Origin of the sequence: Paenibacillus sp. IHB B 3415, from assembly GCF_000802655.2 — a bacterium.
Lineage (GTDB): Bacteria > Bacillota > Bacilli > Paenibacillales > Paenibacillaceae > Paenibacillus_AQ > Paenibacillus_AQ phytohabitans.
Genome location: NZ_JUEI01000079.1, coordinates 22148 through 40871, shown reverse-complemented (window position 1 = coordinate 40871; position 18724 = coordinate 22148). Strand labels below are relative to the sequence as shown.

The window sequence follows — 18724 nt, the reverse complement described above, 5'->3', positions numbered from 1 at the left end:
GTCCCACCGCTGCAATCACCAAGTTTCGGTGTTTTCCCCGTTTGACCATCCGGATATACTTTTTGTGCAGCCTCTCCTGCGCCTTCCATGACGTTTCCTGCACCTGAGTACTCTGCCCTTCTAACCGCTTTTCTAAATCGCCTTTGACCGCCGGACGGTGACGGTAACTCCAGGCGGATTCCACTAGGGCACGTCTTACGGCGGCATTTCCGGTTTTGGTCAGACGGCCCCGTTTCGTCGTGGGTCCCGAAGAAGATTCGCGCGGAACCAGCCCCAGATAACTCATGAGCTGCGCAGGCGAACGAAACCGCTCAAAATTCCCGATTTCAACGACGAGCGTCATGGCTGTGAGCAACGCAATCCCCCGAAGGCCCTGGAGCGCTCGAATCACAGGGGCATACGGGCAGATTTCTGCTTCTTCCCGCATGGCCTCCTCGAGCCGTTTGATGCGCTCCTCCACCTCCCGCAACTGCTGTAGCATCTCCGTGAATACCCGTCCTTGCGCGGTACGCTCAAACGTCAAGGTAGAGAGCCACAGCCGATATCTTTTCGTCCAGCGTTTTTTCATCCCTTCCGGGGTGTGGATCTGGTGCCGTAACAGAAAATGAATCAGTCGTTGCCGGGCTCGGTGCAACTCTTCCCGGGCATCCTCCCGTGCCCGTATAAGATCCCGAAGAGCCTCGAGTTCCAGAGTCGGCACATGGATGGCTGTCAATTCTCCCGCGCGGTGGAGCTGGGCCAACCGTTCCGCATCCCGCCGGTCTGTTTTGATGGCATCGCCAGGACGCAGAGGAATGCGTGAGGGGGCGATGACAGTGCAGGAAATTCCCATCTTTGTCAGCCAGCGATATAAATCATACCCGGTGGGTCCCGCCTCATAGACTAACTCCCGTCCCACCGCTGCAATCACCAAGTTTCGGTGTTTTCCCCGTTTGACCATCCGGATATACTTTTTGTGCAGCCTCTCCTGCGCCTTCCATGACGTTTCCTGCACCTGAGTACTCTGCCCTTCTAACCGCTTTTCTAAATCGCCTTTGACCGCCGGACGGTGACGGTAACTCCAGGCGGATTCCACTAGGGCACGTCTTACGGCGGCATTTCCGGTTTTGGTCAGACGGCCCCGTTTCGTCGTGGGTCCCGAAGAAGATTCGCGCGGAACCAGCCCCAGATAACTCATGAGCTGCGCAGGCGAACGAAACCGCTCAAAATTCCCGATTTCAACGACGAGCGTCATGGCTGTGAGCAACGCAATCCCCCGAAGGCCCTGGAGCGCTCGAATCACAGGGGCATACGGGCAGATTTCTGCTTCTTCCCGCATGGCCTCCTCGAGCCGTTTGATGCGCTCCTCCACCTCCCGCAACTGCTGTAGCATCTCCGTGAATACCCGTCCTTGCGCGGTACGCTCAAACGTCAAGGTAGAGAGCCACAGCCGATATCTTTTCGTCCAGCGTTTTTTCATCCCTTCCGGGGTGTGGATCTGGTGCCGTAACAGAAAATGAATCAGTCGTTGCCGGGCTCGGTGCAACTCTTCCCGGGCATCCTCCCGTGCCCGTATAAGATCCCGAAGAGCCTCGAGTTCCAGAGTCGGCACATGGATGGCTGTCAATTCTCCCGCGCGGTGGAGCTGGGCCAACCGTTCCGCATCCCGCCGGTCTGTTTTGATGGCATCGCCAGGACGCAGAGGAATGCGTGAGGGGGCGATGACAGTGCAGGAAATTCCCATCTTTGTCAGCCAGCGATATAAATCATACCCGGTGGGTCCCGCCTCATAGCACACTTCGAGAGTCACATCCGAGCCTTGAAGTTTCCGAATAAGTCGTCCTACGGCATCGGGAGTATGGGAAATTGCCCCGTGATACCGTGCGGGTTCCCGCCCATCGTCTGCAATCGCCACTGCAATTTTTTCTTTAGACACGTCCAAACCTACGTATTTTATGGTATTCTTCATAGTAACAGCTCCTTTCGCATTTAGCTCTGAAATGGTTGTCCTTACTCCCATTTTAACCTAAGGTGTGCGAACAGGGGCTGCCTTTCGTTCATCATAACTAATTCCTTTACATGATCCGGAATAATAAAATTAAGATGCGTTTTTCCAACTAATGTAACAGAGGCCGAAGCCCGAAGTAAGGGATAAGAGAAATTGTGAAATGTTTCGTTTGTGGCAGGAGTTGCAGGAGTGAATAAGGTCTGGAGCAATGCCCCGCTGTGCGGGGCTATTTTTTTTAGGGTTTCCCCTGTCAGGGAAAGGGGACTCCCCTATATCTGAGCCGGGGGACCGGCGGATACAATGAGTACAGGAAGTATTCATACGAATAATCAAGAGAATAAACGGCGAAAAGGTGAGTCGAATGATTAAAAAAGTGCAATTGCCGCTACAAACCTTAAACTTGATTACCGGATTCATGGTGTGGGTGATCATCTCTTCCCTGATGCCCTTTATTTCCGAGGACATCAGCATCCCTCCGGGAAGACTTGCGATGGTCACAGCGATTCCGGTGGTGCTTGGCTCGATTCTAAGAATTCCTTTGGGCTATTATGCGAACATTCTGGGAGCACGCATTATTTTTATGTCCAGCTTTATCCTGCTGTTGTTTCCGGTCTACTTCGAGCGTCATGGCCGTGAGCAGGGCAATCCCCCGAAGACCCTGGAGCGCTTGAATCACAGAGGCGTACGGGCAGATTTCGGCTTCTTTCCGCATGGCCTCCTCTAGCCGTTTAATGCGCTCCTCCACCTCCCGCAACTGTTGTTGCATCTCGGTGAATACCCGTTCTTGCGCGGTATGCTCAAACGTCAAGGTAGAGAGCCACAGCCGGTATCGTTTCGTCCAGCGTTTTTTCATCCCTTCCGGGGTGTGGATCTGGTGCCGTAACAGAAAATGAACGAGGTGCTGCCGGGCCCGGTGCAGTTCTTCCCGAGCATTCTCCCGGGCTCGGATGAGATCCCGAAGAGCCTCGAGTTCCGGAGTGGGTACATGAATGGCCGTCAATTCTCCCGCACGGTGGAGCTGAGCGAGCCGCTCTGCATCCCGCCGGTCGGTTTTAATGGCATCGCCTGAACGCTGAGGAATACGTGAGGGGGCGATGACCGTGCAGGAAATTCCCATCTTGGTCAGCCAGCGATACAAATCATACCCGGTGGGTCCCGCCTCATAGCAGACTTCAAGAGTAACCTCCGGGCTTTTCAGTTTCCGAATGAGTCGTCCTACAGCATCTGGCGTATGGGCAATCGCTCCGTGATACCGTGCGGGGTCCCGTCCCTCGTCTGCAATCGCCACTGCAATTTTTTCTTTAGACACGTCCAAACCTACGTATTTTATGGTATTCTTCATAGTAACAGCTCCTTTCGCATTTAGCTCTGAAATGGTTGTCCTTACTCCCATTTTAACCTAAGGTGTGCGAACAGGGGCTGCCTTTCGTTCATCATAACTATTCCCCTGGCCCGCTGCAGCCCCCCTGGCTAATAAGGAGGTTTCCGGTGTCTTTACCCACCCCAGCGGAGTTATACAAAAACGGCTACACCGTCCCTCGCGGGACAGTATAGCCGTTTCATAAACCTATAACACTTGGACATGGTTGTATAAGTATCCAACCTTCCCCTCCCGTTACCGCATCACCGCACTCCGCCGGCTCCGTTTCCGCCGCCCGTAACTCAGCGACATTAGGAAGCAGAGTACCATGACGAGCGCAGCCGCCGCATAAGGGAAATTCACATCCATATCGAACAGGATTCCGGCAACAATCGGGCCGGCAATATTGCCAAGACTGGTGTAGGCAGAGTTCATCCCCATGACAAACCCCTGCTGCGATTCATCCGCCATCTTGGAGAGCTGTGTACCGACGGCGGGGCGGAGAATATCCATCGCCAAGAATACGATGAAGGTCACTGCAACAATAGCTGCGAACCCGTGAACGAACAGCGTGAGGAAGATAGACAGTCCGGCAATGAGCAGACAGATGGAGATCACTCTATTTTCGCCGAAACGGTTCAAAATCCAGCTAAACACCGTAACCTGAACCACCGCACCCGCGATGGAACCGAACGTCAGGACAAACGCAATATCCTTGGGGGTGAACCCGAACTTATGATCCACAAACAGCCCGAACACTGTATCATAATTAGCCAGCCCGAAGGAGAGCACGAATATGATCACCAGACCGAAGAAATAAGGCTCGCGGTAAGAGCGCAGCATCTGCATTCCCAGATTCTCCTTGTTACCCTCATCAGACTTCGCTACATTGCGCTTCTCCGCAGACAGTGATTCCGGCAGAACGGCAAACGTAATGAGTGCGACAACGGCAGCCGCTCCGGCAGCGACGAAAAAAGGGACCCGGATGCCGAGCTCAGCCAAATATCCGCCAATTCCCGGCCCGATGATGAATCCCGTAGTAATAGCCGCATTGATCAAGCCCATACCTTTGGCGCGTTCTTCAGAAGAGGTCGTATCAGCAACATAAGCCATAACCGCCGGCATAATCATCGCCGCACCCGCACCGCCGAGCATTCTGGATACGAAGAGCAGCCAAGGCACATTAGCCAGACCAAAGAGCAGCTCCGAAAAGGCAAAAACAATCAGTCCGGCGATAATGATTTTTTTGCGGCCCATCCGGTCCGACCAGTTCCCGGCAAACGGTGATACCAGCAGCTGCGTCAGGGCAAAAGCGGCCACAAGCAGTCCGACAACACTCCCGCCAATGCCCAGCTCATTCATGTAGGTCGGCATAATAGGGACAACTAGACCAATCCCCGTGAACGCCAAAAATATATTCAACATCAGGAGCAGCATCGCGCCCCGGTTTCTTAGTAATAATGACATTGTAAATCCCTCCGTATTTCCCGGGCAAATCTTCAGGCTCCAGGTGTACTTCATTTCATGTAATAACAGTCTCTCCCATTAACGGCGAAGAACTCATAACGGCACGGGTACAGCTGCTTGCATAACGCCGTGGACAAGACCGACCATCCGGTCTATTTAAAAAGAAAAAAACGTAATGCCTCGCGCCTGGAATTATCCTTCTCTTCCTCACTGAAACAGAACCCTGAAAGCGATACATAGTCTTACTGCTTCCGAAGCGTAAGTTCCTTTGAAAGACGCGTAGCCGCAGTGGGTAGAACCGTTCAGCTCTCCCGGGTACGCAGTCCTTGAAGCAGCAGCTGAATGGCCCCGCGGTAATATTCCCTGATATCCTCAGGCCCCTTGGCGAGTGCTGTAATCTCGCTGACCCTGCCGATCCCTTCCAGCATGCCGCTGACGATGGTCACATAGTTGTCCAGATTGCCTGGAATCAGATATCCGGAATCCATACCCTCCTGAAGCAGGTCACGGCAGGCCTGTGAAGCAGATTCGTAGATCTGCGAGAGCCGCTGGCGCATATCATCGGTAAGCGTACGGGATCTGGCGTATTCCTCCAGCGCATGAATCAGCGGATTCTGGAAGTCATTCGCGTAATGATCTCCCAGCGCGAACAGCCTGGCTTCCGTCCCGCTGATCTTGTTCCGCAGCTCCTCCCACTCACAGAGCCACTTCTGAGTATCATCCTCCACCACATACAGGAACAGTTCATCCTTGCTGGGGAAATGGTGATACAGGCTGCCCTTGCTGACCTTGGCAGCTAAGCAGACTTCATTCATACTTACCGCACCATAACCCTTGTGTGCGAACAAATGAGAAGCATTCTGCAGAATACGGTTCTTGGTTTCTTCTCCATCCGAGCGTCCTTTGATATGTATCCCCCCTATAGACCGACTGACCGGTCTAATTGTAACATACGGTCAAGCCCTTGCACAACACCCGGCGGAACTGCCAAATAACCCACACAACGGGGCATTATCTTCAATGATTACTCAGCTACTTTCCGTCGACCCCGAACGTATTCATTCTTATCCTTGTAAAAAAGGCATACCGGATACATCTCCGGCATGCCTTTTAGTACAATTATTGATGTCATAGCCCTATAAGGTTCAGAAGTCAATCAGACCCAGGCTGATTTGCAGCGAATCATCCACCAGCTTCATGGTCTCATCGTCCAGGTGGGTGATCTTATCGGTTAAGCGTTGTTTGTCAATGGTCCGAACCTGCTCCAGCAATATAACGGAATCCCGGTCAAAGCCGTGGGCAGCCGCATCAATCTCCACATGCGTCGGCAGTTTGGCCTTCTGGATCTGGGCAGTGATAGCTGCCACAATTACAGTCGGGCTGAAGCGATTGCCAATGTCGTTCTGAATGACCAGTACCGGCCTAACTCCGCCTTGCTCTGAACCCACGACCGGTGAAAGGTCGGCAAAAAAAACGTCGCCGCGTTTAACAATCAATATTTACACCCCGCTTACTAAGCGGCCAAGAGTACTGTCTGCATCTTCCTCTGCGAGAAAGGCCTCGCTTGCCATGGTCAAATTAATCTTAGCCATTTCCATGTATCCCCGCTGCATCGACTCCCGGATGGTACGTTTCCTCCGTTCAGTCAAGTACAGCTTCATGGCCTGCCTGATCAATTCACTACGGTTAGAGTTCTCCAATTGAACGATCCCATCCACTTCCTGCAAGAGATGATCGGGCAAGCTGATCATGATTCTTTTGGTGTTCTGCAAATTGGCCACCTTCTCTTCCACCCCCACAAACCTTCTGCCCTTGTGTTCCAGTGTTACAATATACAAGGAATTTTATACAAGGAATATATGCCGCCAGTATATCAAGTATGCTGCATCCCATTATAAACTAGAAATGGCGGTTCGTATAGACTATAAGTCACACGCTCTATACGGGTTAGTCCTTATTTTCAATTCCTGCACAAGGTCTCTGGTCACGGCTTCAAGTCTGCAGCAGGGGATTCACGAGGTTGGGTAACATGCCTTCGCGTACATATACGCGGGGCACCCGGTGAGCCAGCATACAGATGACTTCGTAGTGAATCGTCCCAAGATGGAGCGCCAGTTCGTCTGCCGTGATCGACACGGCTCCCTGGCGGCCGATGAGTACAACCTCTTCGCCAGCTTTGATTTGTTCCGCTTCTTCAGCGAAAGATTTGAGTGATACCATACACTGGTCCATGCAGATTGTTCCGACGACAGGAACGCGGCGTCCGCGTATTAGCACCTCTGCTTTGCCCGTTAGCATGCGGGAATATCCGTCAGCGTATCCCACGGGAAGCGTAGCGATAACCTCATCGCTGTCCGTGAAATACCGGGTGCCGTAGCTGATGCCTGAGTCAGGCGGCAGGGTCTTGATATAGACAGCCTGCGTCTTCAGCGTCATTACCGGGCGTAAAGCCACCAGCTCGCGATTCACCTCACTTGAAGGATAGAATCCGTACAAGCTTATGCCTACACGCACCATGTTGCTGGATAAGAGAGGTGTATCAATGGCCGTAGCGCTATTGCCCGTATGTATGATCGGGATCTTAATATCCATGTCCCGAAGCGTTTCCGCCACGCTCATGAAACGTCGGTGCTGCATCAGTGTATAGCTTTTGTTCTGTTCGTCTGCCTTAGCAAAATGAGTAAACATGCCCTCCAGCTCCGCCTGCGCTACTGAATGCACTTCAGCAATGAAAGCAGGTGCATCGGCCGGCAATAATCCCAGCCTGCCCATCCCGCTGTCAATCTTGATGTGCACCTTCAGCCGGTGCTCCTTCTCTACAGGAAGCGCTCTAACAGCTTCCAGTACTTCCGGTGTGAACAGTGTTACGGTAACGTTATTCTTCCAGGCAACGGCTATTCCTTCAGGGGAGGTGTAGCCCAGCACCAGAATAGGAATTAGTATTCCCGCCTGACGCAGCTCCAATGCCTCATCCAAAAAGGCGACACTAACATAATCCGCTCCAAGTCGTTCCAGCTCCCGGGTCACTTCCACGGCACCGTGTCCGTACGCATTTCCTTTGACGCATCCCATGAATTTGGTCTCCGGCAGCAGTGCCGCCCGGAAAGCCTCATAATTGGCACGCAAATCATCCAGATTGATCTCGGCTACTGTCGGTCGATAGCTTGCTTGCACTTCAGGTTCACCTTCTTACATTGTAGTAAAACATCTACGCTGAAATCGCATAGAACTTGGGGTCTTACTGCAATGGTAATGCTTAGAGAAGGCCCCTGTCAATGTGAGCAGAACCAGCAAAAAAACGGATACTGCGTGTAGAGGAATATTTCCCACGTTGCGCAGTATCCGCCTACTGATATTTATTTACCCGATTGTTCCTCCATAGAAGCGGCAATTTGCATCATTTCCGTAACTGGCAGATTATCGCTCGTGATCCGGTATTCTACACCCTCATTCATCCAGGTCAATGTCTGCTGCTCGTCTCCGCTGAGAAGTGCCCAAGTGAACCCGAGATCGATCACACTGCCTGGAGCCAGCGATACCGCCCGGTCCAGCGGACGGGCCTCCATAATGGTGTACTGGTAAATACCGTCATAGCGGATAAGCACCGCATGATCCTTGCTGCCTTCAATTTTGTTCGTATCCTTCAGCTTCACGCCAGCCGGAACATAATCCGGCTCAATGATTCCGAAGTCACCCAGTTCTGCCGTAACCGGCTGGCCGGCCTGTTCCCCGTCTTCTGCCACTACCGGATTACCGTTCTCATCCACTTCAGCTACAGTGCTCTCCGAAGGTGAGCCCGTGGCCATATTCTTTTGCATATCAAAAGAATCTGCGGCGAATTCCGGATCAAACTTGAAGCTGTCGAAGGTCACGTTAACCACAACCTTGGCTTCGGAATCCGATACCTGAACCTGCTTTGGTTCATAGGTTTTTTTGGCCAGCCAGATCTTCTGGCGGACCAGCGCGCTGCTCTGATAATTCGCGGCTACCTCAAACACATAATTGTCCCCGTCCTCTACGAACTGGCGGTTGTTGTCAGAGACAATTCCCTTGAGCAGCGTCTGGTACAGATATACCTGTCCCTGGCTGTCCGGCCAGTCGCTCTGGAACCGGAAGCTTTTGCCGAGGCTTGGTGTCAGAACGAATACGCCCTCATCATTGCGCAGCACAATCTGCTTCACATCCTTCTGGACATTAGACAGGCTGATCCGGTAGTAGGACGGATTCTTGTACCACACTTCCACTTTGTATTCCTGCGGCTGCTCCCCGGTGTACAAGGTCATCGTGCCTGAGCCTTGATAAGCTCCCTGCTTGCTCTCCAGCTTGTCAGACACACTATTCAAATCCTTGACCACAGAGGCGGCATCCTTCTTCCCGCACCCCGTCAATACTAAGGCCACGCTCATAATGATCGCGAGTACCCATGTTATCCGGCGCATGACATCATCCCCTTAACCTGTTTTGAATGCATTGATTAGTACATGTCTATGAAGGACTTGGCCTCAATATGCAGACGGGCATGACAAGCTGGAGAAGAAGGTTGCGCACGGCCCTCCCTCCATTGTCTTTGATGCTTGGATTCAGGTTCGTTAAGGCCTTCCCCCGGCCTCTTCTCCTGCCTTCCTCCGGATCCTTGCGGACTGTAGAGCCTTTATTTGTTCGAAAAGAATAATTTAGACGGCCTAACGGACCGTACAGCACTTATTGCCGCTTTGACAGGTATATTTGGGGTGGAAAGCCGAATATAAGGTCGCTGATGTCCGCTAGCCTGCGGAAAACGGGCTTTTGGCAGAAATAAGGGCTCCTCAGTCCGTTACAGAGAATCCGCATGAACTCTCCATTCAGAGCCTTATAATCTAATAGAAACAAGTCATAGGTATCCACCAAGTGATCCTGCGCAGGATAAATTCTATATTTCAAAAAAACACCAGACTGTTCCCCCTCTAATCAGGGATCACGGCCTGGTGCATCTAATTCAGCTTGCGGGTTGTACCCTTACTATCCTATCCTATCCTATCCTATCCTATCCTATTTATCCTATTTACCGTTACGCTTACCAGCGGATCGATTCGGCGATCTTCATTACCTCGGCCCGTTCAAGTCCACGGGTGCTGAGGCCGTACAGTACTCCGTTTGCTTCCCAGTCCAGACCTCTGCCACTGACTAGAACCGCATCGGTTCCCTTGACCTTCACCTGCTCTACCGTACCATCTGTCGACATTGCAAAGGCATTGTCCTCATTGGCCAAGCGCAGCTGCATCCAGATCCGCTTCCCCTTCTCCTTGCTGGAGAAGAATAATTCAACAACCTGTCCGTTCACGCCTTCCTCGCCCTTGAAGAATTCTCCATGGTCAAAGGTGAAGCCCTCAGGCAAATATTCCGGCAGCTTTACTTTGAAGAGTGCGTATTTGTCCAGCTCCGCAGGCTCCTTGACAGCAAATTTATGCGCTGCCTCCTCCTTATCCCGCTGCTCCTGCTCGCTCAGGGTAATCAGTTTATCCCCGTCAAAGTCCACTATGGCCTCACCGGCTGCATTGAAGATGGCTTCTGGCATGGGGTCGAAGGAATTGACCGGATTGCCGTCCTGATCAAATATCTTGCCCTTCCAGGCATCCGGGAACACCGGCGGAACGCTCGCATCCATCTGACTTACCTCAATGTGTCCCAGATTTACCGACATCAGCACCCGCTCCAGCATCTCCTGGGCAAAAGAAGGCCGGACGAAGGAAACACTTACTATGCCTGCCACCAGCAGGGAAGCTATGATCATGGCAGGACGTCTAAACCGTTGTTTAATATTCATTTTTAATTCCTCCTGTTCCTGTAATGAGCGGCTTCTCACTTGGCGGAGAATGGCCGCCTTGTCCGAGTCCCGGGAGAAGTCCTGCCGGGCCAGAAATTGTTCCAGCTCCAGCAGCTCAAGCGAATCCGCTGTCTCCTGCTTGTTCTTCATAGCCCTTCCACACTCCCTATTTCAGATTTCAGTTTCCGCATGCTACGATAGAGAATGACACCGACATTGCTCTCCGTTATTCCTGTAACCAGCGCAATTTCTGTATTCTTCAGATCTGCCCCGAATTTCAGCGCGATGATATTCCGCTCCTTCACACTGAGCGTATCCAGCGCCAGCTTGAGCCTGTCACTGCGCTCGCCTTCGAGAATCAGGTCTTCAGGCTCTTTTTTGCCGGATACCAGCTCCCGGATTGCATCCAATGAGAAGAACCGGTGCCTGGCGCGGCTTCTGTAATAATCATTCACAACATTTCTGGCAATGGCGAACAGCCATACCTCCAGCGGAGCTTTCTCCGGAGAGTAGCCTGGCAGCTTGGACAATGTCTTCTCGAACACCTGGCTGGCCAGGTCTTCGGCGGTATAACGGCAATTCACCCGGTAGGCAATATAATTGAATATCCGTTTATAGTAGGTTTCAAAAACCGCTGTGAACTCCAGCTCGGTTTCCGTCTTTTCTTGAACTCTTTCGTGAATCAAAGGCAGCAATGCGCGCTCTTGCATCCTTAGAGACCCTCCCTTCCAGGCTGAATTTACTTGGCCAAGTAATTTACATGAGCTAGTACGCTCTCTATGTCTATTCCATTACATTACGCGGCAAAATAAAAAGACAGAGGATCGAAGCTCCCCTGCCTACTTTAGTTATATTCGAAATATCCGGCTATGCGGATTATTGCTGAACACCATGCTCCCGATCTTAAACCAGATTCTTCTTCTCGGTCAAAAAGTACACCAGAGCCAGCACCGGCAGGGCCAGCCCGATCAGTGTAGCCAGACTCCAGCCGCCGTAAGCATAAGCCCAGCCGCCCAGCGAGGAGCCTACTGCTCCGCCTACAAAGAATATCGCCATGAACAATCCGTTCAGCCGTCCTCTTGTTTCATTGCCGAGCGAATAAATCGCCCGCTGCCCCAGCACCAGGTTGCCGGATACACTCATGTCCAGCAGAATGGCCGTAAGAACCAGCAGGCCGAGTGTAAGATTCGAATTATCCCGGAGCAGATAAGCCAAGATAAAGGATACGGCGGCAAGTGAGATGGCAAGACCTGTAAGCAGTCTGGTCCAGCCCCGGTCTGCCAGTCTGCCCGCAATAGGGGCTGCCACTGCTCCTCCCACACCGGCCAGTGCAAACAGGGCAATTCCCTGCTGGGACAGGTGATAGTAGCTGGACAAGTACATAGGAACCGTCGTCCAGAACAGACTGAAGGCACCGAATAAGCTGGCCTGATAAATCGCCCGGCGCCGCAGAACCGGCGTTTGCATCCACAGTGTACCCAGAGAGCGGATTAATTGGCCGTAATTCAACGTAGGTTCTGGCTTGCGTGCGGGAAGTATGCGGGACAGTAGCAGGGTCAAGAGCGCAATCACAACTGCTGAGACAACAAATATTGACTTCCAGCCCCATAGTCCGGCCATGAAGCTTGCTACCGGCCGGGCAAACATAATGCCCAGCAGCAGTCCGCTCATCACATTGCCTACCACACGGCCGCGTTCTTCCTCTGCTGCCAGATAGGAAGCATACGGCACCAATATCTGCGCAGCTACCGAGCCCAGCCCGATGAACATGGAGGCTGCAAGAAACAGCGGAGCATTCGGTGCAAGTGCCGCAGCTGCCAGTGCAGCTACGACCAGAATTAGTGATGTTACAGCGAGCCGCCGGTTCTCGATAATATCACTGAGCGGTACAATGAACAGCAGCCCGACAACATAACCGATTTGTGTCAGCGTCACAATCAGCCCCGTGGCTCCGGGAGACAGATGAATGGCCTGCCCGATCGGTCCGACCAGCGTCTGTGCATAATAGAGATTCGCCACAATCAGTCCGCAGGATACGGCGAGCAGAAATGTGATCCAACCGGGAACGGCTTTGTGATTCTTAGCGGATACTTCTTGTTGTTTCATTAGTAACTCCACCTTTCAATTTGTAATACTGAACGTACAGTTTAGTAATTCCTATGACCAAATAATATACTAAACGTCCAGTATTGTAAATAGGCATTTTTATGTTATACTCCAGTTACAGATCGATCTTGAGTTTGGATGTCGCAGGTTATCTATGTAGTAATCTATTAGGAGGAAAGCGCCATGGATAAGAAGAGAGGCCGGCCGCGCAATACAGAGGCGAAGAATGCCATTCTGAACGCTTCATATGATTTATTGCTGGAGATGGGATTCGGTGCAGTTACGGTGGAGAAAATCGCGGAACAGGCTCAGGTCAGCAAAGCGACCATCTATAAATGGTGGCCGAATAAAGCTGCGGTAGTGATGGACGGATATCTTTTTGCCGCTACCGCCAGGCTGCCTATACCAGACAGCGGCTCTGTGAAGGAGGATTTGGTGATTCACGCGGGAAATCTGGCCATGTTCCTGTCCAGCCGGGAAGGCAAAGTCATTACTGAACTGATCGGTCAAGGGCAATTTGACCCAGGACTGGCTGAGGCTTACCGCAGCAGATTTTTCGGTCCGCGCCGCCAGGAGGCCTGGCAGTTGCTCGAACGGGGAGTGGCCAGAGGAGAATTGAAGCAAGAGCTCGACATCTGGAGCAGTATCGACTTGATTTACGGGCCTATTTTTTACCGGTTATTGCTGACGGGGGATGCACTGAACGAGGAATCTGTCCGGAACTTAGTCTTGCTGGCGCTTGAGGGGATTCAGGCCTGACTGCTGTTTAACGCTTAGGATCGCGGTTTTTATCGATGGCATCCGCTTTATGATATTCATTAATAAGGTCGTCCAATTTTTTGGACTGTCTGATTACACTGGGATGCAGGCGGCCGTGCTGCTCTTCCATCTGATTCAGCCGGGTCCGTTCTGCTTCGATATGCTTTTGTATAGCCTCCAAATGATCCATTATCTTCCCTCCTGCAAAATATTTTATAAGGATATGGCGAATTGCAGGGTACTCCGTACAATGCAGTATGGATAAAAAACCACCGGATATACGGGAATTTTCCCCATCCGGTGGTTTTTGATTTTGTGCATGGCGGCAATTTTAACGGTTAGAAGGCTTCATCCTATACCCCATCTTTTCCAGATATGGATTAAGCTTCTCCAGCAGAGCGGCCTGCTCGGCTAACTCAACATCTCCCCCTTCAGGCTTACACTATCTACTTGGAAGGATTCAGGGATTTCGTTCGATTTATTTCGCGGTCTCTTTAGTCCGTGATTTCAAAGAAACCATTACAGTCATAAGTACAACCATTCCCGCTCCCAGTGCCTGGTACAGATTGAAGGGGACGGACAGCCAGATTACGGAGGAGACAATTGCTGAGATCGGTTCCGTACAGGACAGCAGGCTGGCTTCATGCGGAGCAATGTGGCGGAGACTGCCGATGTATAGATAGAAGGCGGCTAATGTTCCTAGCAGAATAACGAATAGTATAGCCAGAATGATAGACAGCGACCAATCAGCAGACGGTACGGACCAGACCGGGTGAATCAGACTCATCCCTGCTCCTCCCACAATCATCCCCCAGCCCATCAGCAGTGAAGTGCTGTACAGCTTAAGCAGCGGACCGGAATAGAGTGTATAGAACGTCAAGGACACTGCGGATAGAATCCCCCAGATCAAGCCTCTCAGGGGAACGGTCAGCTCCGAGGAATCGCCGCCGGTCAGCAGTAAATACGTTCCTCCCAGCGCGAGCAGCGCACCGATGATATCCAGCGGAGCCAGCTTGGTTTTTCTCCAGATAACAGTGTACAGGAGGATAAACAACGGGGCTAAATACTGCAGCAGTGTGGCGATTGCAGCATTGCCTGACTCAATGGAAGCAAAGTACGTGTACTGTACCCCAAGCATGCCCAGCAGCCCGAACAGCAGCATTTGAAGAACGAATCTCCGGTCCAGCCACGGCTTCCATACCTGCGAGCCCTCCTTGCGGAGTGTAAACATCAGGAACAGGGCTCCCGATACCAGCAGTCTCAGGGTCACCAGCCAGGCCGCAGGCAGCATGGCCTGCTGGAACAAATGCTGGGCGGCCGTCCCCGATACTCCCCATAATAGCGCTCCGCCGGAGGCCATAATAATTCCTTGGGTCCGCAACATTGACTCCACCCTCCTGCGTATATGTATAGATATTAAGGGTTAATTATACGGATCACCAGCTGTTTCTTCTGGTAGATAAATCATATCTGGCGGAGCATATACTCCTTATTCTTCACAGCAAACAGAGCCTTTCGTTCTCGAAAGACCCTGCTTCTCCGGCATGCACTTGTATTACAGCTTAATCTTGGCAAGCAGGCTCATCAGCTGCTGCTTCTCTTCAGGAGCGAACTCCTCATAGACTGCTTCCAGCAGCGATTCGGATACCGCCTCGAACACCGGCTGCAGCTCCCGTCCTTTTGGAGTAAGAGATAACCTGAATATCCGTCCGTCCTGCTGGTCCTGCTCCCGCCTCACGTAATCCAGCCGCAGCAATTTGTCCACTAATGCCGTAATCGTAGACTTATCCTTATCAATCCCACGGGACAACTCGTTCATTGTAAGAGCTTCCCGGGCAAACAGCTGATACAGAATATCTCCGTGCGATGGAGCGATGCCGTGGATATCATGCTTTTTCAATTCCTGTTCAATGAACTTATTTCCGCGTCGGTGGATACGGCCAATGACCGCCAATACATTTTTTTCATTCATATCTTATATGGTAGATTTATATAAATTAGGTGTCAAGCGGCTTCGTCCAGCCATCTAAAAGTATATATAATCCGGGTATTGAAAATTTCATGAAATATTAATCAAATTTTAGTTTGATATAAAATTTTATTCGGATTTTGTGATTTATATCACACTATTTGTGAAAAAAATCACTTAAAATTAAGGCATCGAAGATGATCATCCGATAACAGATAAAGATTTTCAGGATAGGTAGCTCACAGACAGTTAGCCAATAAAACTTAAGCCGATGCTTCCGAAGTGAGTTATGAACGACGTGACTTGCAGAAGGTATGCTAACTAAACTTTAGGAGTGGAGAGTATGTTCAACAACTGGTTTCGCACAAACAAAGCAGCAATGGTGCTGCTCACAATAGTACGTCTATATGTAGGTTATCAATGGATTGAAGCAGGCTGGCACAAACTTACCGGCGGTTTCGATGCTTCTGGCTTCCTGAAAGGGGCCATTGCCAAAAGTGTCGGTGAAGATGCCACTGTACAAGCCTGGTGGGGCAGCTTCCTGCAGCATGCGGCGCTTCCCGGTGTCAATTTCTTCAATCTGCTGGTTCCTGCAGGTGAATTTCTGGTCGGACTTGGTCTGATTCTGGGCACCTTCACTACCTTCGCCGCTCTGATGGGAATCGTTATGAACTCTGCCTACCTGCTCTCAGGCACGGTCAGCACCAACGTCCAGCTGCTGCTTATGGGAGTGATCATTGTGGTCTCGGCGGCCAATGCCGGCAGAATCGGTCTTGATTATTGGGTCCTCCCTTACCTGCGCAGCTTGTTCCACAAGAAGGATCATACTCCCGCAGCCCGGCCTCTGGCTCCCGTTCAGGCTATGAAACGTTCCGTATAACTAAATTAATAGACTATATCTTAAAGGACCCGCAAGAAAAGGACAGCATCCGCTTCCTTCTCCTGCGGGTCTTTGTCATACGCTTAGCGCGCAGAGCAGGTAACCGTAACAGGCTTGACTTATCTTTGTTAACAGAACGTGACCCGCAAGCGGAGTTTTTCATTTATAATAAAATGGATTGGAATTTCCAGACTCCGGAGGTTATCTTATGAAAAAATTAATTGCCGCTTCCGCTATTGCCCTGCTCCTCGCAGGCCATGCGGCGGCATCATCCATAAATATTGCCCATTCTGCTGCAGCTCCGCTATCCCTTAAGGTAGACGGACAAGCCGTTCTTCCCCAAGTTCCGCCATTCCATTCCAATGGGATATTATATGTACCGGCTCTTGCCCTGAAGGAGTTTTACCCTATCCAGCTGCAATGGAATAATGTCCTCAAGCAGCTTACTCTCACGACTGGCTGGGATAATAAAGTCCTTACCCCCGGCAGCTCCTCTATCCAGGTCCGCTATACACAAACAGACGGAAGTTATAAAGATAGCCTGGAGGCTCCTGTTATTCTTAAGGCCGGACATGTATATATTCCGGCAGATAGTCTGAATTCTCTTACGGGTGCTACCACAGAGCTGGAAGCGGGAGGAACCCGGGTCGCGATTACGCCGGGCAGTCTCAGCACAACGGTCAGGGTTCCCGCTGAACCCCTCGTTGTGGCCGGGGATAATGCCAAGGTCAAGCTGTATGCGGCGCTGAAGGACGGCAACACCTACAAAGGATTCATCCTGGAAGTGAACGGGAAGAAGCACAGCTTCGACTGGACCGTAGACAGAGATTTCTCGAATCCGCCCCAGCTCTTCTATGCCGATATAGATTCTGACGGGAAGCCTGAAGTAACGGTTGTGTTCACAGTGGGTACCGGAACTTCGCTGGTAGTGCAGGAAGTTCATGTGGTCAAGCCTGAACAATGGCAGGAGCTCTCCGTGCCTGCTGCGGATCAAGCGGCTTCTGCTGCTGTATCCTCCAGTATTTCAATAGATCAGAACGATGTGCTGCTGAAGCTTGAGCTCAAAGGAGCAACACCGTCCAAAGTAACGATGAGAATTCCGGACCGTGCAGAAGACGGCTTGAAATATTTCGGCAAAACTGCCGGTATTGGTGCTGTTACCTACTACTCGGTGAAGGACGGCAAGCTATTAGCGGATACCAGCCTAATGGTAGGAATGACCGAGAGCATGGGAACGCTGAAGCTGGAATACAAGGCAGGGACAACGGGGATGGAGCTTGGCTCGATCACTTTTGAACCGCATGATACCACTCAGCAATTTGTAGAGAAGTAACCTGCAGAGGAAGGAGCGATTACACATGATTGATGCCCATATTCATCTGGACCAATATGAAGAGACTTTGTTATCCCCCTTGCTGCAGAGCCTGCCGGAGCAGGACATTGAGGCGCTGATTGCGGTCTCGATGAACCTCGCTTCCAGTCTGCGTACTCAGGAGGTAGCAGCCCGTTATCCCGGGCTGGTGAGACCCGCCTACGGCTTCCATCCCGAGCAGCCGCTGCCGCCGGAAGAGGATCTGGCCGCGCTGCTGGACTGGATCACGCTCCATGCCCCGGATATGGCAGCTATAGGTGAAATCGGGCTTCCCTACTATTCCCGGGCCGAAGCTATAGAGCGCGGGGAAGCATGGGATATGGAACCTTATATCCGGCTTCTGGACAGACTCCTTGGCCTGGCGGCATGTTTAGCCAAACCAGTGGTACTGCATGCCGTCTACGAAGATGCCTGGACCGTATGTGATTTGCTTGAGCAGCATAACATTACCCGGGCCCATTTCCATTGGTTCAAGGGCCCGAAAGATACTGTCGACCGTATGATCAGCCGCGGCTATTATATTTCGTTCACTCCCGATATTCTCTATGAACAGGAGATTCAGGATCTCGCGCGCCGCTACCCGCCGGAGCTGGTAATGGCGGAGACCGATGGTCCGTGGCCTTTTGAAGGCCCATTCACCGGGCGTACCACCCATCCGTCAATGGTGCATGACGTTGCCGCCGCCTGGGGAGCGCTGCATGGTTATACCTGGAGCGAGGCGAAGGCTATTTTAACAGCGAATACGGTGCGGTTCTACGGACTGTAGTTTAGCTGTCACCGTCACCACAGCGAAGGATGGACTCCGCCGCGCCGCGGTGACCGCCAGATAATTCTGTACAAAGTACAACATTCCCCGCATCAAATCGTCCGCAATCTCAAATTGTTGTAGAAAAGGCAGCATTTCTCCTCCTCCAGGCGGTTTGGCAGGACAATTCTTGTATGTCATACAACAATCATCCGGATTACCCGGGTATCTATGGACCGAAGCTGCACTTCGTACAACATTTTTGCACTCTCCTCC

General features: G+C 51.6%; 18 protein-coding genes and 1 pseudogene. 5 read left to right on the top strand and 14 right to left on the bottom strand.

What is annotated here, in order from left to right; genetic code table 11:
* A partial coding sequence (locus QW71_RS40660) for an IS110 family transposase (RefSeq protein WP_063776478.1) occupies positions 1 to 1948 on the bottom strand: 1948 nt, incomplete at its 3' end.
* A 400-nt stretch (positions 1949 to 2348) separates the two neighbouring features.
* Between QW71_RS40660 and QW71_RS39375 the strand changes: the two are divergent.
* Positions 2349 to 2606 (top strand): annotated as a pseudogene (locus QW71_RS39375) (MFS transporter); the annotation flags it as partial.
* Here QW71_RS39375 and QW71_RS41600 read toward each other — a convergent pair.
* The 10 genes from QW71_RS41600 to QW71_RS28965 all read right to left on the bottom strand — a co-directional run bounded on the left by QW71_RS41600 (position 2514) and on the right by QW71_RS28965 (position 12723).
* On the bottom strand, positions 2514 to 3329 hold the full coding sequence (locus QW71_RS41600; RefSeq protein ID WP_052770401.1) for an IS110 family transposase: 816 nt from the start codon (positions 3327 to 3329) through the stop codon (positions 2514 to 2516). The pseudogene QW71_RS39375 and the gene QW71_RS41600 sit on opposite strands and share 93 nt — an antisense overlap.
* 273 nt (positions 3330 to 3602) lie before the next feature.
* The gene (locus tag QW71_RS29010; RefSeq protein WP_039307580.1) at positions 3603 to 4814 is read right to left on the bottom strand and encodes a tetracycline resistance MFS efflux pump; all 1212 of its coding nucleotides are present in this window, start codon (positions 4812 to 4814) and stop codon (positions 3603 to 3605) included.
* A gap of 302 nt (positions 4815 to 5116) precedes the next feature.
* A complete protein-coding gene (locus QW71_RS29005; protein WP_268794639.1) occupies positions 5117 to 5680 on the bottom strand; it encodes a TetR/AcrR family transcriptional regulator in 564 nt (187 codons plus the stop codon).
* Positions 5681 to 5959: 279 nt separating this feature from the next.
* The gene (locus QW71_RS29000) at positions 5960 to 6310 is read right to left on the bottom strand and encodes a type II toxin-antitoxin system PemK/MazF family toxin (RefSeq protein ID WP_019913013.1); all 351 of its coding nucleotides are present in this window, start codon (positions 6308 to 6310) and stop codon (positions 5960 to 5962) included.
* 3 nt (positions 6311 to 6313) lie between these two features.
* Positions 6314 to 6595: a CopG family ribbon-helix-helix protein gene (locus tag QW71_RS28995; protein ID WP_039307597.1), complete on the bottom strand. Its 282-nt coding sequence runs from the start codon at positions 6593 to 6595 to the stop codon at positions 6314 to 6316.
* Positions 6596 to 6806: 211 nt separating this feature from the next.
* Complete coding sequence (alr, locus tag QW71_RS28990) at positions 6807 to 7988, bottom strand: alanine racemase (RefSeq protein ID WP_039307572.1); 1182 nt, start codon at positions 7986 to 7988, stop codon at positions 6807 to 6809.
* A 182-nt stretch (positions 7989 to 8170) separates the two neighbouring features.
* Positions 8171 to 9253, bottom strand: a complete 1083-nt coding sequence (locus QW71_RS28985) for an outer membrane lipoprotein carrier protein LolA (RefSeq protein WP_039307570.1) — start codon at positions 9251 to 9253, stop codon at positions 8171 to 8173.
* A 614-nt stretch (positions 9254 to 9867) separates the two neighbouring features.
* Positions 9868 to 10767: a DUF4367 domain-containing protein gene (locus QW71_RS28975; protein WP_039307567.1), complete on the bottom strand. Its 900-nt coding sequence runs from the start codon at positions 10765 to 10767 to the stop codon at positions 9868 to 9870.
* Positions 10764 to 11327 (bottom strand): sigma-70 family RNA polymerase sigma factor, encoded by a 564-nt coding sequence (locus tag QW71_RS28970; RefSeq protein WP_039307565.1) that lies wholly within the window; start codon positions 11325 to 11327, stop codon positions 10764 to 10766. The genes QW71_RS28975 and QW71_RS28970 overlap by 4 nt, the downstream gene beginning before the upstream one ends.
* Positions 11328 to 11520: 193 nt before the next feature.
* Positions 11521 to 12723, bottom strand: a complete 1203-nt coding sequence (locus tag QW71_RS28965; RefSeq protein ID WP_039307564.1) for an MFS transporter — start codon at positions 12721 to 12723, stop codon at positions 11521 to 11523.
* Between the two features lie 183 nt (positions 12724 to 12906).
* On the opposite strand from QW71_RS28965, the gene QW71_RS28960 reads away from it, so the two are divergent.
* Positions 12907 to 13482 (top strand): TetR/AcrR family transcriptional regulator, encoded by a 576-nt coding sequence (locus tag QW71_RS28960; protein WP_039307563.1) that lies wholly within the window; start codon positions 12907 to 12909, stop codon positions 13480 to 13482.
* Between the two features lie 7 nt (positions 13483 to 13489).
* Here the strand turns inward: QW71_RS28960 and QW71_RS28955 are convergent, their stop codons facing one another.
* The 3 genes from QW71_RS28955 to QW71_RS28945 form a co-directional block, all read right to left on the bottom strand.
* Entirely contained in the window at positions 13490 to 13672 is a 183-nt protein-coding gene (locus tag QW71_RS28955) for an aspartyl-phosphate phosphatase Spo0E family protein (protein WP_039307562.1), read from the bottom strand.
* Between the two features lie 288 nt (positions 13673 to 13960).
* Positions 13961 to 14866: a DMT family transporter gene (locus QW71_RS28950; protein ID WP_039307560.1), complete on the bottom strand. Its 906-nt coding sequence runs from the start codon at positions 14864 to 14866 to the stop codon at positions 13961 to 13963.
* Between the two features lie 171 nt (positions 14867 to 15037).
* Positions 15038 to 15454 carry a MarR family winged helix-turn-helix transcriptional regulator gene (locus QW71_RS28945; RefSeq protein WP_039307558.1) on the bottom strand — a complete coding sequence of 139 codons (417 nt, stop codon included), beginning with the start codon at positions 15452 to 15454 and terminating at the stop codon, positions 15038 to 15040.
* A 340-nt stretch (positions 15455 to 15794) separates the two neighbouring features.
* Between QW71_RS28945 and QW71_RS28940 the strand changes: the two genes are divergently transcribed.
* The 3 genes from QW71_RS28940 to QW71_RS28930 all read left to right on the top strand — a co-directional run bounded on the left by QW71_RS28940 (position 15795) and on the right by QW71_RS28930 (position 18469).
* Positions 15795 to 16331, top strand: a complete 537-nt coding sequence (locus tag QW71_RS28940) for a DoxX family protein (protein WP_039307555.1) — start codon at positions 15795 to 15797, stop codon at positions 16329 to 16331.
* Between the two features lie 208 nt (positions 16332 to 16539).
* Positions 16540 to 17664 (top strand): stalk domain-containing protein, encoded by a 1125-nt coding sequence (locus QW71_RS38345; protein WP_052770398.1) that lies wholly within the window; start codon positions 16540 to 16542, stop codon positions 17662 to 17664.
* A gap of 25 nt (positions 17665 to 17689) precedes the next feature.
* Positions 17690 to 18469 (top strand): TatD family hydrolase, encoded by a 780-nt coding sequence (locus QW71_RS28930; RefSeq protein WP_047014037.1) that lies wholly within the window; start codon positions 17690 to 17692, stop codon positions 18467 to 18469.
* The last annotated feature ends 255 nt before the right edge of the window (positions 18470 to 18724 follow it).

Coding starts and splice junctions, on each gene's coding strand:
- QW71_RS41600 (WP_052770401.1), bottom strand. CDS start 3,329: ATGAAGAATACCATAAAATACGTAGGTTTGGACGTGTCTAAAGAAAAA.
- QW71_RS29010 (WP_039307580.1), bottom strand. CDS start 4,814: ATGTCATTATTACTAAGAAACCGGGGCGCGATGCTGCTCCTGATGTTG.
- QW71_RS28985 (WP_039307570.1), bottom strand. CDS start 9,253: ATGCGCCGGATAACATGGGTACTCGCGATCATTATGAGCGTGGCCTTA.
- QW71_RS28975 (WP_039307567.1), bottom strand. CDS start 10,767: ATGAAGAACAAGCAGGAGACAGCGGATTCGCTTGAGCTGCTGGAGCTG.
- QW71_RS28970 (WP_039307565.1), bottom strand. CDS start 11,327: ATGCAAGAGCGCGCATTGCTGCCTTTGATTCACGAAAGAGTTCAAGAA.
- QW71_RS28965 (WP_039307564.1), bottom strand. CDS start 12,723: ATGAAACAACAAGAAGTATCCGCTAAGAATCACAAAGCCGTTCCCGGT.
- QW71_RS28960 (WP_039307563.1), top strand. CDS start 12,907: ATGGATAAGAAGAGAGGCCGGCCGCGCAATACAGAGGCGAAGAATGCC.
- QW71_RS28955 (WP_039307562.1), bottom strand. CDS start 13,672: ATGGATCATTTGGAGGCTATACAAAAGCATATCGAAGCAGAACGGACC.
- QW71_RS28950 (WP_039307560.1), bottom strand. CDS start 14,866: ATGTTGCGGACCCAAGGAATTATTATGGCCTCCGGCGGAGCGCTATTA.
- QW71_RS28945 (WP_039307558.1), bottom strand. CDS start 15,454: ATGAATGAAAAAAATGTATTGGCGGTCATTGGCCGTATCCACCGACGC.
- QW71_RS28940 (WP_039307555.1), top strand. CDS start 15,795: ATGTTCAACAACTGGTTTCGCACAAACAAAGCAGCAATGGTGCTGCTC.
- QW71_RS38345 (WP_052770398.1), top strand. CDS start 16,540: ATGAAAAAATTAATTGCCGCTTCCGCTATTGCCCTGCTCCTCGCAGGC.
- QW71_RS28930 (WP_047014037.1), top strand. CDS start 17,690: ATGATTGATGCCCATATTCATCTGGACCAATATGAAGAGACTTTGTTA.